Here is a 19428-nt window from a genome sequence, read left to right as displayed (position 1 = left end):
AACTGAAAGAAGTGAACGTATTTTCTAGAATCAGGAGGATCAATTATTGGAGTTTCTTAAAAAATCAAAAATTTTTGCAGGTCTGGTGATCGTCTGCCTTTTAGGGATCGCCGTCTGGATCTATTCAAATATACTGTTTGTTTTTCGACCATTAGAAGCAATCTTTTCTAGTGTCTTTTTACCTGTACTGATATCAATTTTTATTTTTTATATCTTTTTGCCTTTCTTTAATTGGGTAAAAAGAAGGACGAAAAAGAAAAGCATCGCGCTGTATGCGACACTGTTGTTGATCGTTTTTGCAGCTTATTTGATCATTCAGGTGATTGGACCCGCATTAGCCTATGAGATGGGACGCTTTATCAATCAAATACCCGTTATCATCAATTTAGTGATCGATAACATCGATCATTCCTATTTGGAGGAACTTTTCGGTCCTTTCATTGATTCGATCGATATTTCGCAAGCGAGTAATTTCGCTTTGCAGTTTATTACAGGGGCAACGAATAGTCTGACGAGTTTGATCTCCATCGTTTCTCACTCAGCGATCGTTTTGTTTACGATCCCACTGCTCTTAGTCTATATGTTTAAAGACGGTGAGAAAGTGCCAGACTTTTTAGCAAACAAAACACCGAAAAAGTACCAAGGTTTGATGCGTCAATTATGCAGTGATTTCCACCAAGCAGCATCTGCTTATATTGGCGGGAAATTGCTTGTATGTTCGTACGTTGCCGTTTCCAGTTATTTGATTTTTTCTTTGCTAGGTTTGCAGAATGCGTTGCTTTTAGGCCTGATTTGCGGTGTCTTGGATATCATCCCATACTTCGGACCATTTATCGGAGCGGCACCCGCATTTCTATTTGCTTTAAGTTTAGATATCCGTACCGCCATTTTATTGGTAGTGGGCATCACGATCATTCAATTGGGTGAATCGTATCTAGTTTCACCTCTAGTAATGAATAAAGTGTTGCATATCCATCCGATTATTGCGGTGTTCTTATTATTGATCGCCGGCAACTTGCTGGGATTTGTTGGTATGATCGTTGCACTTCCAGTGTATTCGATCATTATGGCGATGTCTGGCACGCTACTCCGTTTTTTCCAGGAACGCAAACTAGAACGTTCTGTGATCGATAAGGAGTCATTGTAACAATAAAACTTGCTGTTGAAGAAATCTTCATCAGCAAGTTTTTTGTTTTAGATGACACATAGCACGGTACAAAGACTCATGCTATACTGATTGAAACGAAAACGACGATAGGAGTGAGGAAATGAAGGTTTTGTGGAATGATCAGATCGTTGATCGAGAGGCAGTGAGAATTGATATCGAAGACCGTGGCTATCAGTATGGTGATGGGATCTATGAAGTTATCCGAATATATAATGGCCACTGTTTTATGTTAGCGGAGCATATGGCTCGATTGGAAAGCAGTGCACAAAAAATTAAGCTAACGTTACCCTATTCGATTCCCCAATTGACTGAAAATCTAAAGTTACTCATAAAGACTGAAGGAATCACAGAAGGAGAAATCTATCTTCAGATCACCCGAGTAATCGCTTCTCCGAGAAATCACGAGTTTCCACCAGCTGGATCGGTCAAAGGGGTGGTGACGGCAAATGTGATCCCCTTTGAACGACCAGATGAAATGCAGCAAGCAGGGCTTTCGGCAACCATCCTTCCTGATGAACGCTGGTTGCATTGTGATATCAAATCATTGAGTTTGTTAGGGAACCTTTTGGCGCTGGATCAAGCGATCGAAGCTGGTTTCGATGATGCGTTACTGCAACGAGATGGCTTTTTTACAGAAGCATCTGCATCCAATCTCTGGTTTGTCATTGATGGAATCGTCTGTACTCATCCGGACGGGCGCTTGGTGTTACCGGGGATCACGAAAATGAAGGTGCTTCAGTTGTGTCGGCAATTAGAAATTCCCTATCGAGAAGAACCCGTCCCGATTGAGGCACTACGCAACACGCAAGAGTGTTTCTTGACCAACTCGGTTTGGGAAATCGTTCCGATCGTTGCCATTGATGGGAAACCAGTTGGCACTGGCGTATTGGGTTCAATCACGAAGCAATTGCAAGCACCGTATATCGCTGCCACAAAGAATAAAAGCGATTCATTGTGATTATGTAATAGAAACCACCTAAAAAAGCTTTGGCAACACCCAGTATTTTTAAGGCTGGGTGGGACCAAAGCTTTTTCTTGCGTTGAAAATTATTTCTTACCATTCACTAGGGTTCCACAACTTCCCATCAAGTTCTCCTTGTTTCAATTCGATGCGGGATTCTTGCTGCTGCAACAACTGTCCCAGCTCTTGCAAAAATGCTTTTTCGTGGTAATCAATGGTTTCTTGAATGGATTGTTCTATCAGCGGTGTTAGCCAATCATGACCCATCAAAGCACCTCCAATTCAGCTAAAGCATCTTCTAATTCGATCAATGTTTCATGGTTTTCCTGCAACAGGGATAGCAAAGGAGAAAGCTGTGGTTTTTCAGAAACCAAATGCGCCAGCTTCTCAGCAAACCATTGTTGCTTTTGATCAAACGTAAAGGGAGCGGGCATCGATAATAATTGCTGATAGGCAATGACAAAGGCACGCTTTTCTTTTTCCGTTTTATACATCAGTTGGTCAAGGACAACGATGGGTAACACGGTCATTTGGTGTTTTTTTGCCATCAGTACGAGTGGATGCAAAATTTCGTTAAAGGTCGTATTTTCTCGACCACCTAACTGAAATTCTTTGGCAGCAACACCAGTAGAAACGGCAAAACTGATTTCTTTTCCCACCAATGCAGGCGCACAATTTTCCCAAACTGTATCGATCCAAGCTTTCATTTTTGCTGGAACACTGTACCAATATAAGGGGAATTGTAAAACCAAACGGTCACAGTTTTGCAGCAGCGCCTGTTCATCGGCAAGAGAAAAGTCAGAAAGATCATCAAGAAAATGAATGGTGACATTAGGAAGTTTGGCACTTTCACTGAAAAAACGTTGGGAAAGTGAGTTGCGGAAATCCGGGTGGCTAGCCACCACTAAGGTTTTTATCATGAGATTGATCATCCTTTCCTACTACATGTACCATATTTTACCAGAAAGGGAAACTAGTCTGCTTTGCTTTTCGTAGTGTTCGTCCTCTTTTAGTTTGATTTAAGGTACCTCGTCTATATTTATTGATAAGGAAGTGTCAGTAACAACTTACACGTGAAGGAAATGGGGGAATAGAGGATGGAATCAAATGATCCCTTGATCAAAGGTCTAGCAAATGTAGTAATGTTCGCCGCCAATACAGTGGAATATGTCGAAAATAAACTTGTCAGTTGCAAACAACGAATTGGTGGAAAGCATCATACGAAAGAAAATGATTACGGCAACGGGCAAGAGTTTACAGAAGTGACTGTCTACAGATGACCGATGCAGAGAAAATAACTAAGATGGCTCACCCCTCATAGGGTGAGTCCTTTTTTGCAGGATGGCAAGTTTCTTCAACTTGGGTGTTTGCTTTGATAAAGGTCGATAAAGAAGTAAAAAGAATCGTAGAGAGAAAATCGCTGAAGAAACAATGTGATGTGGAAATTCTTCAATTTATCATAGGATAGGGCCAATGAATGTAGTCAGCCTTTTTAGTTTCTTAGCCCAACTGAAAAAAGTCGATGGTAGAATTGCAGCAACGAATGATTCGAAAGGGGAAAGTCGCGATTATGTCAGGAGAGATCTATGGGAAAGAGGGGAGAAATTTTTTGCGCCTAAATATTGGCTGTTCGCGAGAAAAACTCATTGATGGCTTGAAGCGATTCACATTGAGTTTGACATAAAAAAGAACCCACTGAGCGATCAGAAAGATCCTGTATTCTTTCTGATCGCCAGTGGTTTTTTAGTCTTTCGTCGTGCGGGGAGCCATTGCAGTAGTAACGGGGATTGGTTCAACGACATGGAAATAACCTTCTTTGTCTTGAATGATCAGCATATCTTGCTGACTCTTGCTCTTGATGATCTCACCTTTAACAATTTCGTTGGTGACAGTCCGATAAATGCTTGTAGTCATGTTCATTCCTCCCAACGGTTTTTACCAATTGATCTTCAATAGGGGGACTAGTACAAATCAATTGCTTGATTTGTACCAGCAAGGAAAAAGAAAACGAATTGGTATCTTTAGTATAGGAGAGCAATGTTTAGATTGCTGCAATTCCATGTAAAGTTTTTGTTAATCCTTTTATTTTCAGCGATTGACTAATCGGCTAAAGAAAAACGCAAGGCCATTTTATTACTGCCAGACTCCACCATTTTTCCTAGTAACGTTGTTGCATTTTTTAAATACAGTTCGGCCATCTCAGCGTTGGCTTCTTCAAGCAGACGAGTAGGCTGCTTGTCAGAGGAAGCTTTACGATCAGTTTCTTGTTGGATGCGGCGACAAGCCGCCATCGTTTCCATTTCAAAACGGTTGGCAAGATCACTATAGCGATCGTAGTCGCTGTCTCCAATCAACGCCAAGGTGCGTCCTAACCAATAGCTATTTGATGGATCGTAGGTCTTTGTCGTATCACAATAGCCAAGTGGGGTCTTAGTGATAGCTGCATAAAAGGGCACAACGCCATTGAAGGTATTGGGGCCAAAGGCAAGCCAATGAATGCCAGCGATTGCTGCGGGCACGTGGTTGCGGATCTGTAAAATATGGACTTGCTGGTTGCGATTGAGAGCAATCGATCGGAATTGTGTTTTTTGTGTCTCGCTCCCTGTACCGTAAGGGTCAAATGGCGTATTTTGGAAGTGGGAGCTCAATGCCCATTTTACATCTTCCACGGATAGCTTTTGTTTTGGGTAGCATACAAACGGGAGCTCTTGATCGATCGGTTCAGCGGCTGTTCCGCTAAAGTGTTTTTGAATGTACCATGCCCGCGGGTTATTGTAACGGGTATCTTTTTCTGAGGAGCTGCCAAAAATATGGCGTAGATTAATGCCTTCAAAATCAGGATTTAATTGATAGTCTTCAATCAACTGTTCGAGATCCTGCGAACACAACGTCATTTCTGAGGCGAAATCGAAGTGATCAATGTTTAAGCGATTTGGTGCCACGACATAGGCATCATCTGGTATGCGAACAGCTGCCCAGTGATGTCCACCGATGGTTTCCATATACCAGATTTCCTCGGCATCAGAAAAAGCGATCCCGTTGGCTTCATAGGTCCCATAGGTTTCTAAGAGTTCCCCTAAGCGTAAAACACCTTCTTTAGCGGAATGGATGTAAGGCAGTACGATACTGACGAAATCAGCTTCCCCGATACCATCTTCCACATATGGATCAATAGCCAAAACGCGTGAATTGGTTGTGATCGTTTCTGTTGCAGTCATGGCGATATTTTCTTCATTGATTCCTGAAGCTGCCCAAACTCCTTGCGATTCATCTGCTTCAGGGGTTGAAGTATAGCGTAATGATTTTGCTGGCAAACTGATTCGACAGTCGCTTAAAACGGCGTAAAATTCGTTTCCTTGCCGTTCTGGAGTGATGACGACGAATTTTTGCGGTTCCGAACCGCTTCCAGAATCTTCATTGCGGGCAATCATGGTCGAGCCGTCGATCGATGCTTTTTTTCCTACTAGTAAAGTGGTACAGGACGCTTTTTTTCTATCCATCTTTCCAACACTCCTTCATTTCTTCTTACGAATGATTGAAGCTAGTATACCCATAGTCTCATGGTTTTACAATGCTTTCTATAGAGAGGAGCAAAAAAATTTCGCCTTTTTTATTAATTTTTAGTAGAATAAGGTGTTGTAAAAAAAATCAAAGGAGCCATTATTATGAAGAAAACAGTTGTTTTTAGTTATATTTTTTTACTAAGTCTGGTTTTTGCCGGCTGTGCCAAACCATCGATGGATGCGGGAAACTCCTCCAGTGAATCTTCGTCAGTCCAACAAAACGCCGAAGAGCGCACTGCCCAAATCAGCTTCAATAATAAAAGTGAAGAGCAAGACCAGGAGATCGAAACCAAAACGGTCACTTTTAAAGAAGGGGTTTCTTTGATGACTATCATGAAAGAGAACTTTGACTTGGAAGAAAATCAAGGGATGATCACCAGCATTGACGGTTTAGCGCAAGATGAAAAAGCTGGCTATTATTGGACATATACGATCAATGATGAAATGATTACAACTGGGGCAGATGATACCTTTTTAGGAAACAACGATAAAGTGGTTTTCACCTATGAAAAATTCGAATAAACCACTTGCATTTGCTGGAAAAGAAATTGCTTATTTAGGGTTGCTTGTGGCAGCGGCCGTCGTCGGCAGGTCACTTTTTCAACCCTTACCCAATGTTCAACCAATGACGGTGATCTTTTTATTAGTAACCATCCATTTAGGTCTTAGTCGTGGATTGATCGTTTGTCTGCTCTCGATGCTGATTACCAATTTTTACATGGGAATGGGAATATGGACGATTGCTCAATTAGTTAGCTATGCAATCATTATTTTGGGGATGTATCTGTTGTCAAAAAGCAAGCTGTTTATGAAACGGTTGCTTTTACAAGTCAGCTACAGTGTATTTGCAGGGTTTGCTTATGGCTTTGTGATATCTTGGATCAGTGTCAAACTTTATGGGTTTCCTAGCTTTTGGGCTTATTATTTTCAAGGATTGAGCTTTGATGCCCTCCACGCAATAGGCAATGGCATTTTTTATCTGTTACTAGCACCGATCTTTCTGCGGCTTTTCCAACACTACTATCCAAAGAACAACAGCGAAGGGCACTAAGCGCTTCGCTTTTTTTGTTGAGTTAACTAGTGTCTGGCAAAACGTCCATGACTAGAGGAAAAAGTCTTTGACGATCAAATGAGGTGAAAGGGGTTATGTGAGGAAACAAGCAGGCATATTGTTGTGCAAAAGCGGTTTCTGCAGGTATCCTTAAGGTATCTAAGGAAGGATGTGGCTTTTGATGAAATGGATCGTGAAAAAAGATGATTTAGAAAGCTACCGTGCGAAGTTCCATGGAAAACTGGCTGGTTATGCCGAGGAAGCCAAAATGATTGCCCTGCCAACACCAAAGTATTTTATCGTGGTGGTTGACGAAGAAAAAATCCACTTGATTCAGTTAGATCTGCAATTTCACGAAAAAGGGATGCAGACAATTATGATCCATGAGATCACAAAATTACAACTAGGCGGTGTGGTAAATAAAAAAGTCCAGATTCAGACACCTTCCACCACTGTCAAATTAATGATCAAACCGTTGGCGATCGGTATCAAAGAGGAGCAAAAAGCCTTGATCGACCGGTTTACCAGAATGTCGCGATAAACATCGGAGGAACACGCGGGAAAAAATCAGCTGGATTTTTTCAAAAAAAAAAAGCAAGGGCAGTTGCCTGCACTTGCTTTTCGTGAGTCCTGTTATTCTGGCGTACCGACGATTTTAATAAACTCATCGATATTCTTGATTTTCATATGCTTGATCACTAACTGTTCCCGCTTGTTCCATTTTCCTTCGACTTCTAATTGGTATTTATTTAAAGGAAGGCGTAAGACATAACTGGCTAAGTAGCGATCCTTAATAATGCAATTCACGATTTTGTGGTCTTCTAAAAGTTGGATACCTGTTAGCATCATTGGCGTTTCTTGAAAAACACGGCTATTGACTAACAATCCAGTGTGGGTTTCGTTCATGGGATCTTCCTTTCTGATAAACCTGGGATAAATCATCTTTCTGTCTGTTATGTTACCTGATTTGCATCAGAAAGGCAATTCCTATAAAAAATCCTCGTTATTATGTGTCACGCAAAAAGAAAGGAGGCAAAAGGAGTGGTTGGGTATAACCGTTTCTCAAAAGAGTTTCAAAAGGCTTCGAAAGAACTCCGTGAAGGGAAGAAGTCCAAAAATGCCAATAAAGGGCTGCGAACACGACAAAAAATCGCTGCTGAAAAAGAACAAAAAGCACAAAATGCTTTTTCGACTGGTTTTTTGATCGGTTCCTTCAGAGAAATATTCCGCAAGAAATAAGCAAGTTCCGCTGCCAAAGCGGGACTTGCTTTTTGTTTAGAATAAATAATTGAAGAAGACACCGTTGAGAAAGGAAAAGCTCAGATAAAATAGAAAAAGTGTCACGATGTCCAGAGGTAAGCCTTTCAGAATTGGCGGAATTGCGGCAATTTGATTTCGTGTATGAACCCCTGACAAAGCACAGGAAAAGAGAAAATACATGCCTACAGCAACAAATAAATTGGTTAAATAATCGGTATAGGGAAATTGGGTCACAGTGGCGATCGTCAGCAAGATGACACTGACTAGGGTCGTCTTTTTTAGATCATTCGTCAAGAAACGTTTTTTTGCTGGAACGATCAGTAAGCATAAACTGGCAGTAATCAAGGCGATGATGGCAGCACTTACCAAATTGGTGACCACTTGATTGCCATAGACAAAGCGATTTTGAAGCAAAAGATAAAAACTTAAACCGCTCAACAAGTAAGCAACTGCAATGATCCCTGAGAGGAAAACCACCCGCGTCGTCACGTTCGGTTTTTTCTCTTTGACGGTCGGCGCCAAATTTTGGCAGGCGTAATTTGTGAGTAGAATGACTAGGAAGACCACTAGTCGATTGGCGATCATCATATGAGAACGCTCCTTTCTTGCGTTTTAGCTCATGATTTTAAGGTTGAACGGGGTCTTTTTTCCTTCCCCTAAAATGCGAAGGCGTAAGAAGCGATCGATGAGTGGAGTAAAACAATTCATGATCAAGATGGCATAGCTCATGCCTTCGTTTGTGAAACCAAAGAAACGGAAGAGGACAACGAGAAGCCCCACGCCTAAGGCAAAAAGATTTTCTCCTGCTTTTGTTCCTGGAGTCGAAGAATAATCAGTCGCCATATAGATCGCACCCAACATGGCACCACCGCTGATGATATGCCCGATCACCGTTTGCCAACTGCCAGTAAAAAGTCCTTCTGGACCAAGGATAAAAGCAAAGAGCCCGATCGTTGCAAAGATAATCAATGGGATACGAGGGGAGATGATTTTCTTGTAAACCAGAAAAATTCCACCCAGCAGTAAAAGTAAGGCACTGGTTTCACCGATTCGTCCCCCGGTAAATCCTAAAAAAGCATCCAATAGATCAGAACCGCTTAAGGTGTCCCCGGCCTTCATGACAGCTAACGGCGTAGCACCGGAAACGACATCGTTCGCTGTAGCTTGCGAAACGACATCAGGAGCGATGCTGCCAAAAGGTGGATCTGGCCAACTGATCAAAAACATCTGGTTATAAAACAAGCCAATCAACAAGGCGCGACCACCAAGGGCTGGATTTAAAAAGTTATAGCCGATACCGCCAAAAAATTCTTTGACGATGATCACGGCAAACGCCACCCCGATCACTGGGAAATACCAAGGTGCGGTTGATGGAAGATTCATCGTTAAAAGCAATGACGTCACAACAATGCTTAGATCGAAACGAAATGGCCGTTTGATGAGGTAGGACCAAATTCCGTCGGCGGCAAACGCCGTGGCTAGCGCAATGAAAAACAACCCATATACCTTGAGCCCGAAAAGGTAGCCAGAGAATAAAACTGCTGGTAGTAAGGCTAGTACTACACAGCCCATGATTTTGACTGTTTCGTCATTGCTGCGAATATGGGGGCTTGGGGGTGTTTCTTGGTTTTTTCGTTGTTGAAAGAGACGTTCGCTATCGGAATCCTTGTAGTAATCAGGCACTTTCCTTCGCCTCCTTCTGCAGCTGTGCAACCTTGCCTTTTGCGGCAGTGATATTGGCAGCTAGGGAACGTTTGGCTGGACAGACAAAGGTGCAAGCACCACAATTGATACACGCTTCTGCCAGCAATTCTTCACATTTTTGATAATCGCCTGCTCGATAGAATTGATCGATCTCCATCGGCATCAGGCGCATCGGACAAGCTTCGACACATTTATTGCAGCGAATGCAGGGGTTTTCGGCATAGAGCCAATCGGTTTCTTCATTAAAAATAACGATCCCGTTGCTGCCTTTGGTGACCGGAACCTTTAATGTTTTGACGGATTTTCCCATCATGGGACCGCCAAGAATCAGCTTGCTGGGGGCACCTTGAAAGCCGCCAGCAAAATCGATCAACTCTCCTGCGAGTGTTCCTAAAGGATTTTTGACGATGCGTGGATGTTGAACATCACCAGTTACGGTTGTATAGCGTTCAATCAGCGGTTTGTCATAACAGACCGCTTCAGCGATGGCAAAGCTGGTGGCAACATTGATCAATACGATCCCAATATCGGCAGTCAAGCCGCCTAAAGGTACCTCCTGATCGGTCAATAACTCTACTAACTGCTTTTCACCACCGGTTGGATAAACAGTTGGGACAGTAACGACTTCTATCGTGTCATCCTCTGCACTTGCGGCTTGCATCGCTGAAATGGCTAGCGGTTTATCATCCTCGATGCCAATGATGATTTTTGGATCAGCTAACAATTTTTGGGCAATTTTTGCCCCTTGGATGATTTTTTGGGCTTCTTTTTGCATTAAGAAGGCATCACTGCGCAAAAAGGGCTCACATTCAGATCCGTTTAAGATCAAGGTATGGATTTTTTTATTTTCATCAATACTGAATTTGACATGGGTGGGAAACGTTGCACCGCCTTTGCCGGCGATACCGCCTTGACGGATTTTTTTGAGGATCGTTTCGTTAGCAGCAGATTGCCAGTTGAATGGGGTAGACAAAAAATCATTATCGAAGGCATAATCGTTTTCAATGATGATGGTTTTTCCTTCTTCATTGTTTTGATTTGGCCAATCGACAATATCGACGATTTTGCCTGAAACAGATGCATGGACTTTCGCAGACACAATGGCATCTGCTTCAGCGATCACTTGCCCTTGCTTGACGTACTCACCAACGGAAACCGTCGGTTCGACAGGGGCACCAATATGTTGTGCCAAAGGGATAAAGACCATCGTGGGTGAAAAGGTAAGGATTTCATCTTGTTCGATCATTAATTTTTCTTTTAACATTTGTAACGGGGGACTTAGTGAAATTCCACCAGTAAATGTTCTCATAGCCAACACTCCTTTTTTCTCCTAACTTTATTCTAGCATGCCATCCGCATTCTCAAAACCATAAACGCTTACATTTCACAAGAAAAACTTATTTCGGTTGACATATGATTGTTTGTTCATATATAATCAGGGTATAAACATGATTGATCGTTCATATGTTCGATGGAATAGAGGAGGTTTTGATGATGGCTGAACATACTTGTCAACACGAGCACACAAAAACGAAGGGACATACGCATACCCATGATCATGGGACGTTTCCTCGTAAAGTTTACTTCGCGGGGGTAATCTTCTTTATAGTGGCGCTGTTTATTTCGAATCAATGGGTAAAAGACGGGGTTTATTTTGCTGCAGTTTTATTAGCGGGCTACCACATTTCGTGGGAAGGGATCGAGGATACCGTAAAAAGCACAAGAATCAATCGGCGCTTTACGCCAAATGTACATCTATTGATGTTATTAGCAGCGATAGGGTCAATGATCATAGGCAATTTTAATGAGGCAGCCTTACTGATTTTGATTTTTGCTGGTGCTCACTTTTTAGAAGAATACGCGGAAGGGCAAAGCCGACGTGAAATTACCAATCTTCTCAAATTGAATCCAACGGAAGCACGTTTGATGGGCCCAGATGGGAAAGCCAAAAAAATTGCTGCTTCAGAGATAAAAAAAGGGGATATTTTACAAGTTTTGCCTGGTGATCAGTTAGCAACAGATGGGGTGATTCTTTCTGGCACGAGTGCCATCAACGAAGCTTCCATCAATGGCGAGAGTATACCGCGAGAAAAAACAGCGGGAGACGAAGTTTATGGCAGTACCATCAATGGCAATGGAACATTTTTGATGGAAGTCACAAAAGACAGCTCGGAAACGGTCTTTGCCAAAATTCTTTCAGTCGTTGAAGCGGCACAGTCGAATCAGTCACCAACAGAAACACGAATCAAAAAAATCGAACCAATCTATGTAACCATTGTTTTCATTGCAGTCCCTTTGTTCATCTTAACAGCACCGTTTCTACTTGGTTGGGATTGGTATACCAGTTTTTATCGCGGGATCGTGATGATGATTGCAGCGTCTCCTTGTGCGTTAGCGGCAAGTGCGGTACCTGCTAGTTTATCTGCGATTTCAAATCTAGCGAAAAAAGGGATTCTTTTTAAAGGCAGCAACTACTTAACGAATTTTGCTCAGATCAAAGCGGTGGCATTTGACAAAACGGGCACGTTGACCGTCGGAAAACCAACGGTCACGGATGTCATTTTCGCTGAAGCCATCGATCAAGCAGAGGCCGCTTCCATCATCGTTTCGCTGGAAAAACAAGCCAATCATCCATTGGCAGATGCGATCGTTACTTATTTTGAGAAGAACAATAAAGAGCAGCAAAACGAACAGCTGACGGTTACGAATGAGATTGGTTCCGGTTTAGTAGCCGTCTCAGGAACAAAAACCTATCGATTAGGAAAAAGAACCGAAAACTCCCAGTTAACAGGTTCGTTGGAGCAACAGTACCGTCACCTGGAAGCGCAAGGAAAAACGATGGTCATTTTTTCCATCAATGAAGAGGTTGTCGCAATCATCGCTTTGATGGATGAGCCGAACGAACAGGCAGCTTCTGTGATTCGTTATTTAAAAAATGAAGGGATCCATACCGTTATGATCACTGGAGATAGTGCGTCTGCTGGGGAAGCCATCGGAAAGCGGCTAAACGTTGATCAAGTGGCGGCTAATGTGTTACCTGAGAACAAAGCGGAAGCGGTTCGAGCACTCCAAGAAGCCTACGGACAAACCGCCATGGTGGGGGATGGCATCAATGATGCGCCCGCACTTGTTCAGGCAGACATCGGTTTTGCGATGGGGGAAGGGTCAGATGTTGCTATCGAAGTGGGGGACGCCGTGATCATGAAAAATGATCTTTCACGCTTCGCGTATGCCTATCGCTTAGCGAAGAAAATGGATCGAATCATTTGGCAAAATATTTTCTTCTCCATGTTTATCGTCGCATTATTAGTCGGGTTGAATCTATTTGGAAAAATGAATATTGGACTGGGGGTATTTGCCCATGAAGGAAGTACGTTGATTGTATTGTTTAACGGGTTGCGCCTTTTGCGCAAACTGCCAGATGCATAAAAAAAAGCGGCTATCGAAGGATAGCTGCTTTTTTAATGACTGAATTGTGTCGAAGTTGGAAAATCAAAGGCATCGATTTTTTGCAATCGATTTTCGATCCTTCTTAAAATCCCTTCAGAGGAATCCAACGGTTTGATTGCATGATAAGCAGTCAGTAACAGGTCTTTTTCTTTAGCGGGACGGTTTTCGATGCGGTAGATATTTGCTAGTCGTTCCACGTATTCATAATGACTATAGTCTGTTTTGTTGATCAAGAAATGCAAGAGATCTTTTGCTTTTGCGTAGTCTTCTTGAAGATAGAAACTGATTGCTTCACGATACAATTTGATATCAAGTTCTTCGATCTGGTCAGGGGTTGCTTTAAGCGCACGCCACTCATTGATCGAGATTTTTCGTACGACTTTGCCAGTTGCATCGGTCAAAAAAATTACCGGTACATCGTTTGGATGTTTTGCTTCTTGCTTGATTTTCTTCATGTCGCACCTCTCGCGTGTCAATGGACTGACTGTTTGATATCTCCTATTTTAAAAGGAATAGCGGGAAAAGTCTACATGTAGATGTTAGATTCGTAGGAAATTTTAAAACATTCTCATTTATTAGGCTCTTTTTCGTTGAAAATGGTTGACCGCATCGGAGGCACCCATGAAAATCAAGATCCCGCCAAAAATTTGGAAGAATAACAACCAAGTGGCGAAGGGATTCAATACTAGGATGATCCCTGCAGCAATGATCAATAGACTGATGATCAAGCTAGTGATATAAGGTAAACCAATGCGTTTTTGGTTAAAGCTTGCCATCAATCGGGTGCAACCGCTGATGGTGATCATGATTCCTAAGAAAAATGGCACGATGGCAAGTAACCCTTTGGCAAAAACTAAAATCGCAGCTGCCGCAATCAACAGTAAGATACCAGAGACGGATTGCACATTGCGATAGCCCTTTTGTTTTTCTTTGTAGCTCGTATACAAGCTAATGATCCCTAAACATGCAATATACCCGGCAACAAGATAAACGATCGTGTTGAAGACAGATCGTGGTGCAATCAAGATGATGAAGCCAAAGACGATATATACGACGGCACGAAGTAAATCATAGCGTTGTAATTTATCAAAAAATGCATTCATGATAATTCCTCCTTTTTTTCCTATTGTACCGAATTCTTGTTAAAATAGATATCAAAAAACCTACGAAATAGGCTAAGCCTTTTGTATCAGAGGGTTTTTTGGTAAAATAAGGAAAAGAAAACAGAACGGAGAGTATTATGAGTGGGTTAACGCTAGTGATGTGTGCCTTTACGATCGTTTTATACCTTTATTTATTCGTGGTAAGGAAAGACATTCAATTTCTTGCTGTGGAGCGCAAACTAAGCAAGGTCGCCATTACGATTTTTTCAGTAATGATTATCCTATCTATGGTGATGATGGAAGAGGCACTTGATAATCGGGTGCGGGGGATCGTTTCGGGTTTGGTCTTTTTGAGCTTTGTTTTAGATAGCCGCGGCTTAGCACTTGATCGAATCATTGTCCATCCAATGAGTATCAAAGGGGTACTCTACCAAGAGATCGATCGAGTCGTTTTATTTCAAGAAAAGGAAGGGCAGCCCATCAAGATGAACTATTTTCGAAGAGGGATGAGAGGCCCATTGATGAAATTCAAGCAGCCATTAGCAGAATTGGTTGTTTTCTTGTCAGAACACTTGAATGAAGGGACACCGATCGATATTTTAGTCGATCATGATCAAGGAACAAAGGACTAAAAGACCCTCGATTACTGCCAGTTTAATGTAGTGACCCCAAAAAGTTAGACTTTTATGGAGTGGAGAAATCCACTCCTTTTTTGTACGATAAGATTAACTGTTAGACAGCTGTTTTTACAGCTTCTCGAAACTGAACCGGACTTCGCCAATTTAATTTCTTTTTGATGCGTTTATGGTTGTAATAATAGATATATTGGTCAATTTTTGTTTTCAATTCATCTAAACTCCGATAGACTTCTCCATGAAAAATCTCTTGCTTTAATAAACCAAAGAAGTTTTCCATAGGTGAGTTATCTAAACAATTCCCTTTACGAGACATACTCTGGAAGATTTTATGCTGCTTCAATTTATTCTTATAAGCATTCATTTGATAGGCCCATCCTTGATCTGAATGGAAGGTTCTACGAAATGGACAATCATTTGTCATCTGGATTGCTTCTTCTAATCCTTCCATTATGGCTAGTGCGTTTGGTTTTTCAGAAATCCGATAAGATAGAATTTCACTATTGTAGAAATCCATGAAAGGATCTAAATACAGCTTTTTCTGACGAACGACACCTGTGGTGTCTACTTCATAATACTTAAACTCTGTGGTATCAGTTGTAATTTTTTGGTGACAGATATTTGTATAAAACCGACGATGAATACGATTTTTGGCGACAGTACCAACCTTCCCACGATAAGAATTGTACCGTCGAGATTTTCGAGTGTAAGACTTTACTTCGATACCTAGTTTTTTTATCAGACGTTGAATCTTCTTTTTATTGACATGAATCCCTTGATTCTCTAATTCTTTTTTTAGTCGCAGACAGCCATAGTCTTTATGCTCTTTGCGAATTTCAAGCATTTTTTCTTCAATTTCTTGGTCTGGGTTTGGTCTGTCAAACCGTTTCTGCCAATACATGTAGGTTGCTTTAGGAAATTTCAATGTTTCAAGAAGCTCAACTAGTTTGAATGATCCTCGGAGGCTGGCGATGATTCGTGCGATTGATTCTTGCGTCTTTGCTGGGCTTCCTGTTTTCGCAGCTTCCTCAACTCTTTTAAAAAGGCATTCTCAATTTGAAGGGATCGGACTTGCTTTTCTAATGACTTGATACGCTCGCGTTCTTCAGTTGTTGTATTTTCTTTTTTGTTTTCTTTTTTTCTAGTCAAAGTAAGTGGTCGCCCTTTCTCTTTTGAGAGCCCCTCAATACCTGCTTCTCTGAAATTACGCATCCAATTGGCAATAAGCGCAGGGTTGTTCATTTCTAAAGTGCTAGCAACTTCTCGATAGGACATCTCACTTGTTTGATATAACTCTAGCGCATTTAACTTAAATTGAACAGAATATTTCTGATTTTGATGCTTTCTCAATAGACCTTCCTCTCCGTATTCACGATAGGCATTCACCCAATTACTTACTTGAGACTTGCTTGAAATACCGTATTTGTTGGCAAGATACCGATATCCGCCCACGCCACTAAGATATTCTTTAACGATTTTTAGTTTTAATTCAAAAGGATATTTTGCCATACAAATAACGACCCCCAAAAGTTAGATTTTTTGGTCTAACTTTTGGGGGTCGCTTCATAAGGCGTAATCAAGGGTCTTTTTTTAGGTCGAAAATTGATTAATGGAACACGCGGAAGCGCTCATCGTCACTTAGAAATTCTTTTTCGTTCGGTTCGCTTTCTTTTGAACCAAAGACTAGTTGCGCCCGCAGTTGCCAATTTTCAGGAATTGACCATTCAGCTGCAACAGCGTCATCGATGACAGGGTTGTAATGCTGTAAGTTGGCACCTAATCCAGCTTCTTCTAAAGCGGTCCAAGCGTTCGCTTGAGCGATCCCATTCGATTGTTCTGCCCAAACGGGAAAGTTCTCTGCATATAGAGCAAATTGCTCTTGCAAATTTTTCACGGTATCCGTGTGAATAAAGAATAGAACGGTTCCGTAACCCGCTTTAAAACCAGCAAGCTTTTGTTTTGTCGCTTCAAACGCTTCGGGTGGTGTCAATGGTTCTAACGCAGCCTCTGTTAATGTCCACAATTTTTCGTGGGCTTCGCCAAATAAAATCACGGCTCTTGGTGATTGTGCGTTAAACGCAGTTGGACTATTTTTCACTGCTTCTTTCACAATGTCTTCGATTTCAGTGTCGGAAAGAGCCACATTTTTACCTAGCCCATAGATTGAGCGGCGCTGTTTGATCGTATCAAGAAATTTTGTCATCGTATTCCCACCTTTTCTATTGTCATAGAGTGAAGTATACATTCTTACTTAATGTTAGTAAAAGAAAATGCTTGGGACGTCAAAAAGTCAGGCAAACGCACCTGACTTTTTCTTATTGGGCATCGATAGCAATGAATTTAACGGTCACGTATTCTTCAGGACCATATTTGCCGTTTTCACGACCAAAACCGGAATGCTTGACGCCACCGAAGGGAGCCGCCGGATTTGAGATCGCAATGTCATTAACCCCAACCATCCCATATTGGAGGTTTTGGGCTACATCCGAGATCGTTTGCAAATTCGTTGAAAAGAAGTAGGAAGCTAGTCCAAATTCCGTATCATTTGCCGCAGCGATGACTGCTTGTCGATCCGTAAATGAGATCAATGGGATCACGGGTCCAAAGGTTTCTTCATAGTAGATAGCCATCTCAGAAGTAATCCCATCGATGACCGTTGGTGCGAAGAAGTTGCCTTTTTCGTATTCACCTTCAGTAAGCTTCTTACCACCGAGTAAAACTTTAGCTCCTTTATTTACTGCATCTTCCAACTGCTCGATGACTTTTTCAACGCCTGCTTGGTTGATCAAAGGACCAACAGTAGGGTTTTCCAGACCATTGCCGACCGTTACGGATTCCATTTTCGCTAGTAATTTTTTGGTAAAGGCGTCTTTGACGGACTCTTCGACAAAAATTCGATTGGGGGATGTACAGACCTGACCGTTGTTACGGAATTTTGCTGCAATTAATTTTTCAGCAGCTAAATCTAAATCAGCATCAGCAAAAACTAGAAACGGGGCATGACCACCTAACTCCAATGAAACTTTTTTCAGAGTTGGTGCAGCTTGTTCGTATAATTTCATCCCAACTTTCGTGGAGCCAGTAAAGGTGATTTTTTTGACTTGTTCATTTTCGGTCAATTCTTTCCCAATTTCAGAAGAATCTCCTAAGACGATATTGACGACCCCGTCAGGAAGGCCCGCTTGTTGAAAAAGTTCACCTAAAGCCAATGCTGATAGGGGTGTTTCTTTAGATGGTTTCATAACAAGGGTACAGCCAACGGCCATAGCAGGCGCAATTTTTCTTGCAATCATGTTAGAAGGAAAGTTCCAAGGCGTGATCGCGCCAACAACCCCGATCGCTTCTTTGCGTACCAGCCAATGATTGTGTTCAGGGGCTGGAATCACTTCGCCATAGACCCGTTGCGCTTCAGCTGCATTCCAACGGAAATTGTCAACGTTGGATTGGATTTCTGCCTCCGCTTCTTTTAATGGTTTTCCTTGTTCCATACTCATGATTTTTGCTAAACGATCGCTTTCTTCTTCCATCAAATCAGCAATGACGTTCATCAAATCGGCACGTTCTCGAGGGGAGCGTTTTGACCATTCGGGAAAAGCAATCGCTGCGGCATCGATTGCTTGCTTGGTTTCCTCGATCCCTCCTTGACTGACTTTTACGAGTTCTTCATTAGTGGCAGGATTGGTAACCGAAACCGACTCTTTTGTTCCTTCAAGCCATTTTCCGTTAATCAATAACTTTGTTGGTACTTGTGGTAACTGTTGGTTCATCTTGGCACTTCCTTTCAATAATGGGTTCTTATTAAACCCTAGCACGGATCAGAAAGGATGACAATTCATATGCAAGTCTCTTGATTCTCCAAATTTTTGTAAAGAACCAAAGGGGAAATGTCCTGCTCCTATCATTTTATGGTAGAATAGAAAAATAAGAATGTTTGTTCGATTCTTGGGAAATATAGTAAAATATTCAAGGAGTGAGGGACGCGTGCAACAAGTAAAAGAGCTTTTAAAAACAGTAGGATTTGTCGTGATCTTCACTTTATTCCTCTTGTTATTAAGACAGTATGTCTTTACTCCTGTGATCGTAAAAGGAGATTCGATGGACCCCACATTACATGATGGTGAGCGGGTAATTGCTTTGAAAAATACCGAGATCGAACGTTTCGATATCATAACGTTTGAAGCACCGGATGAAGCAGGCAAAAACTATATCAAACGCGTGATCGGTTTACCTGGCGACCAGGTTTCCTATCAAAACGATACCCTTTATATCAATGGACAAGCATATGATGAACCCTACTTGGATGAATTCAAAGCAGCTGTCACAGATGGCTTTCCATTGACCAGTGATTTTGATATGGGGTTATTTGGTGTTGAAGTCATTCCTGAAGGTCAAATTTTAGTGTTAGGGGATAACCGCCGAATTTCCAAAGATAGTCGTCAATTAGGTCTGATCGATGAAGCAACGATTTTGGGTGATGTAAAATTTGTATTCTGGCCAATTGCCGATTTTGGTATGCTAGGCAAAGAGTGAAAT

The 19428-nt window shown here is 41.8% G+C and carries 23 protein-coding genes and 1 pseudogene; 11 read left to right on the top strand and 13 right to left on the bottom strand.

The window, feature by feature from the left end:
- Positions 1-46: 46 nt before the first annotated feature.
- Together A5878_RS09100 and dat are read left to right on the top strand one after the other, a co-directional pair.
- The gene (locus A5878_RS09100; RefSeq protein ID WP_010748435.1) at positions 47-1147 is read left to right on the top strand and encodes an AI-2E family transporter; all 1101 of its coding nucleotides are present in this window, start codon (positions 47-49) and stop codon (positions 1145-1147) included.
- Positions 1148-1268: 121 nt separating this feature from the next.
- Positions 1269-2126 (top strand): D-amino-acid transaminase, encoded by an 858-nt coding sequence (dat, locus tag A5878_RS09095; protein ID WP_086295441.1) that lies wholly within the window; start codon positions 1269-1271, stop codon positions 2124-2126.
- 96 nt (positions 2127-2222) lie between these two features.
- Here dat and A5878_RS17505 read toward each other — a convergent pair whose 3' ends face one another.
- Complete coding sequence (locus A5878_RS17505) at positions 2223-2396, bottom strand: hypothetical protein (protein WP_167823327.1); 174 nt, start codon at positions 2394-2396, stop codon at positions 2223-2225.
- A complete protein-coding gene (locus A5878_RS09090) occupies positions 2396-3061 on the bottom strand; it encodes an NAD(P)H-dependent oxidoreductase (RefSeq protein WP_086295439.1) in 666 nt (221 codons plus the stop codon). The genes A5878_RS17505 and A5878_RS09090 overlap by 1 nt, the downstream gene beginning before the upstream one ends.
- A 165-nt stretch (positions 3062-3226) precedes the next feature.
- On the opposite strand from A5878_RS09090, the gene A5878_RS09085 reads away from it, so the two are divergent.
- Together A5878_RS09085 and A5878_RS17790 are read left to right on the top strand one after the other, a co-directional pair.
- Complete coding sequence (locus A5878_RS09085) at positions 3227-3409, top strand: hypothetical protein (RefSeq protein WP_081116324.1); 183 nt, start codon at positions 3227-3229, stop codon at positions 3407-3409.
- A 239-nt stretch (positions 3410-3648) separates the two neighbouring features.
- Positions 3649-3813: pseudogene (locus A5878_RS17790) on the top strand (pyridoxal phosphate-dependent aminotransferase); the annotation flags it as partial.
- 59 nt (positions 3814-3872) lie between these two features.
- On the opposite strand, the gene A5878_RS09080 reads toward A5878_RS17790, so the two are convergent.
- The gene (locus A5878_RS09080) at positions 3873-4043 is read right to left on the bottom strand and encodes an aldo/keto reductase (RefSeq protein WP_074536738.1); all 171 of its coding nucleotides are present in this window, start codon (positions 4041-4043) and stop codon (positions 3873-3875) included.
- 185 nt (positions 4044-4228) lie between these two features.
- Positions 4229-5629 carry a C69 family dipeptidase gene (locus A5878_RS09075; RefSeq protein WP_081116323.1) on the bottom strand — a complete coding sequence of 467 codons (1401 nt, stop codon included), beginning with the start codon at positions 5627-5629 and terminating at the stop codon, positions 4229-4231.
- 165 nt (positions 5630-5794) lie between these two features.
- Here A5878_RS09075 and A5878_RS09065 point away from each other — a divergent pair, with 165 nt between their 5' ends.
- From A5878_RS09065 to A5878_RS09055, 3 genes are all read left to right on the top strand, one after another.
- Positions 5795-6214 (top strand): DUF4430 domain-containing protein, encoded by a 420-nt coding sequence (locus A5878_RS09065; RefSeq protein WP_005226209.1) that lies wholly within the window; start codon positions 5795-5797, stop codon positions 6212-6214.
- Positions 6198-6743 carry a metal ABC transporter permease gene (locus A5878_RS09060; RefSeq protein ID WP_015509784.1) on the top strand — a complete coding sequence of 182 codons (546 nt, stop codon included), beginning with the start codon at positions 6198-6200 and terminating at the stop codon, positions 6741-6743. Before A5878_RS09065 ends, A5878_RS09060 begins: the two co-directional genes overlap by 17 nt.
- A 169-nt stretch (positions 6744-6912) precedes the next feature.
- Positions 6913-7284: a hypothetical protein gene (locus tag A5878_RS09055; RefSeq protein ID WP_005226207.1), complete on the top strand. Its 372-nt coding sequence runs from the start codon at positions 6913-6915 to the stop codon at positions 7282-7284.
- Positions 7285-7376: 92 nt separating this feature from the next.
- Here the strand turns inward: A5878_RS09055 and A5878_RS09050 are convergent, their stop codons facing one another.
- Positions 7377-7649 carry a hypothetical protein gene (locus tag A5878_RS09050; RefSeq protein WP_005226206.1) on the bottom strand — a complete coding sequence of 91 codons (273 nt, stop codon included), beginning with the start codon at positions 7647-7649 and terminating at the stop codon, positions 7377-7379.
- A 135-nt stretch (positions 7650-7784) separates the two neighbouring features.
- Between A5878_RS09050 and A5878_RS09045 the strand changes: the two genes are divergently transcribed.
- Positions 7785-7982: a hypothetical protein gene (locus A5878_RS09045; RefSeq protein WP_015509783.1), complete on the top strand. Its 198-nt coding sequence runs from the start codon at positions 7785-7787 to the stop codon at positions 7980-7982.
- 36 nt (positions 7983-8018) lie between these two features.
- Here the strand turns inward: A5878_RS09045 and A5878_RS09040 are convergent, their stop codons facing one another.
- The 3 genes from A5878_RS09040 to rsxC are packed head-to-tail and all read right to left on the bottom strand — an operon-like array spanning position 8019 to position 11016.
- Entirely contained in the window at positions 8019-8591 is a 573-nt protein-coding gene (locus A5878_RS09040) for a hypothetical protein (protein WP_015509782.1), read from the bottom strand.
- Positions 8592-8615: 24 nt separating this feature from the next.
- Complete coding sequence (locus tag A5878_RS09035) at positions 8616-9686, bottom strand: RnfABCDGE type electron transport complex subunit D (RefSeq protein ID WP_081116321.1); 1071 nt, start codon at positions 9684-9686, stop codon at positions 8616-8618.
- Positions 9679-11016 carry an electron transport complex subunit RsxC gene (gene rsxC, locus A5878_RS09030; RefSeq protein WP_086295437.1) on the bottom strand — a complete coding sequence of 446 codons (1338 nt, stop codon included), beginning with the start codon at positions 11014-11016 and terminating at the stop codon, positions 9679-9681. Before rsxC ends, A5878_RS09035 begins: the two co-directional genes overlap by 8 nt.
- 185 nt (positions 11017-11201) lie before the next feature.
- On the opposite strand from rsxC, the gene A5878_RS09025 reads away from it, so the two are divergent.
- Positions 11202-13136: a heavy metal translocating P-type ATPase gene (locus tag A5878_RS09025; RefSeq protein ID WP_081116319.1), complete on the top strand. Its 1935-nt coding sequence runs from the start codon at positions 11202-11204 to the stop codon at positions 13134-13136.
- A gap of 32 nt (positions 13137-13168) precedes the next feature.
- Here the strand turns inward: A5878_RS09025 and A5878_RS09020 are convergent, their stop codons facing one another.
- Both A5878_RS09020 and A5878_RS09015 read right to left on the bottom strand, forming a co-directional pair.
- The gene (locus tag A5878_RS09020) at positions 13169-13612 is read right to left on the bottom strand and encodes a hypothetical protein (protein WP_005226200.1); all 444 of its coding nucleotides are present in this window, start codon (positions 13610-13612) and stop codon (positions 13169-13171) included.
- A 120-nt stretch (positions 13613-13732) separates the two neighbouring features.
- Entirely contained in the window at positions 13733-14260 is a 528-nt protein-coding gene (locus A5878_RS09015) for an HdeD family acid-resistance protein (protein WP_005226199.1), read from the bottom strand.
- A gap of 137 nt (positions 14261-14397) precedes the next feature.
- Here A5878_RS09015 and A5878_RS09010 point away from each other — a divergent pair, with 137 nt between their 5' ends.
- Positions 14398-14892: a hypothetical protein gene (locus tag A5878_RS09010; RefSeq protein ID WP_005226198.1), complete on the top strand. Its 495-nt coding sequence runs from the start codon at positions 14398-14400 to the stop codon at positions 14890-14892.
- Positions 14893-14992: 100 nt separating this feature from the next.
- Here A5878_RS09010 and A5878_RS09005 read toward each other — a convergent pair.
- The 3 genes from A5878_RS09005 to A5878_RS08995 all read right to left on the bottom strand — a co-directional run bounded on the left by A5878_RS09005 (position 14993) and on the right by A5878_RS08995 (position 18662).
- A protein-coding gene (locus A5878_RS09005; RefSeq protein ID WP_373270291.1) for an IS3 family transposase occupies positions 14993-16404 on the bottom strand; the annotation gives its coding sequence in 2 pieces (ribosomal slippage) (positions 14993-15936 and positions 15936-16404; 1413 coding nt in all).
- A 97-nt stretch (positions 16405-16501) separates the two neighbouring features.
- Positions 16502-17098 (bottom strand): nitroreductase family protein, encoded by a 597-nt coding sequence (locus A5878_RS09000; RefSeq protein WP_074536743.1) that lies wholly within the window; start codon positions 17096-17098, stop codon positions 16502-16504.
- A 112-nt stretch (positions 17099-17210) separates the two neighbouring features.
- Complete coding sequence (locus A5878_RS08995) at positions 17211-18662, bottom strand: NAD-dependent succinate-semialdehyde dehydrogenase (protein ID WP_081116318.1); 1452 nt, start codon at positions 18660-18662, stop codon at positions 17211-17213.
- A 214-nt stretch (positions 18663-18876) separates the two neighbouring features.
- Between A5878_RS08995 and lepB the strand changes: the two genes are divergently transcribed.
- Positions 18877-19425 (top strand): signal peptidase I, encoded by a 549-nt coding sequence (gene lepB, locus A5878_RS08990; RefSeq protein WP_005226195.1) that lies wholly within the window; start codon positions 18877-18879, stop codon positions 19423-19425.
- Positions 19426-19428: the final 3 nt, after the last annotated feature.

The sequence above is a fragment of the Enterococcus sp. 3G6_DIV0642 genome (genome assembly GCF_002140635.1).
GTDB lineage: Bacteria > Bacillota > Bacilli > Lactobacillales > Enterococcaceae > Enterococcus_D > Enterococcus_D casseliflavus.
Note: the sequence above shows the minus strand (reverse complement) of the source record. Positions and strands in the feature narration are given on the sequence as shown.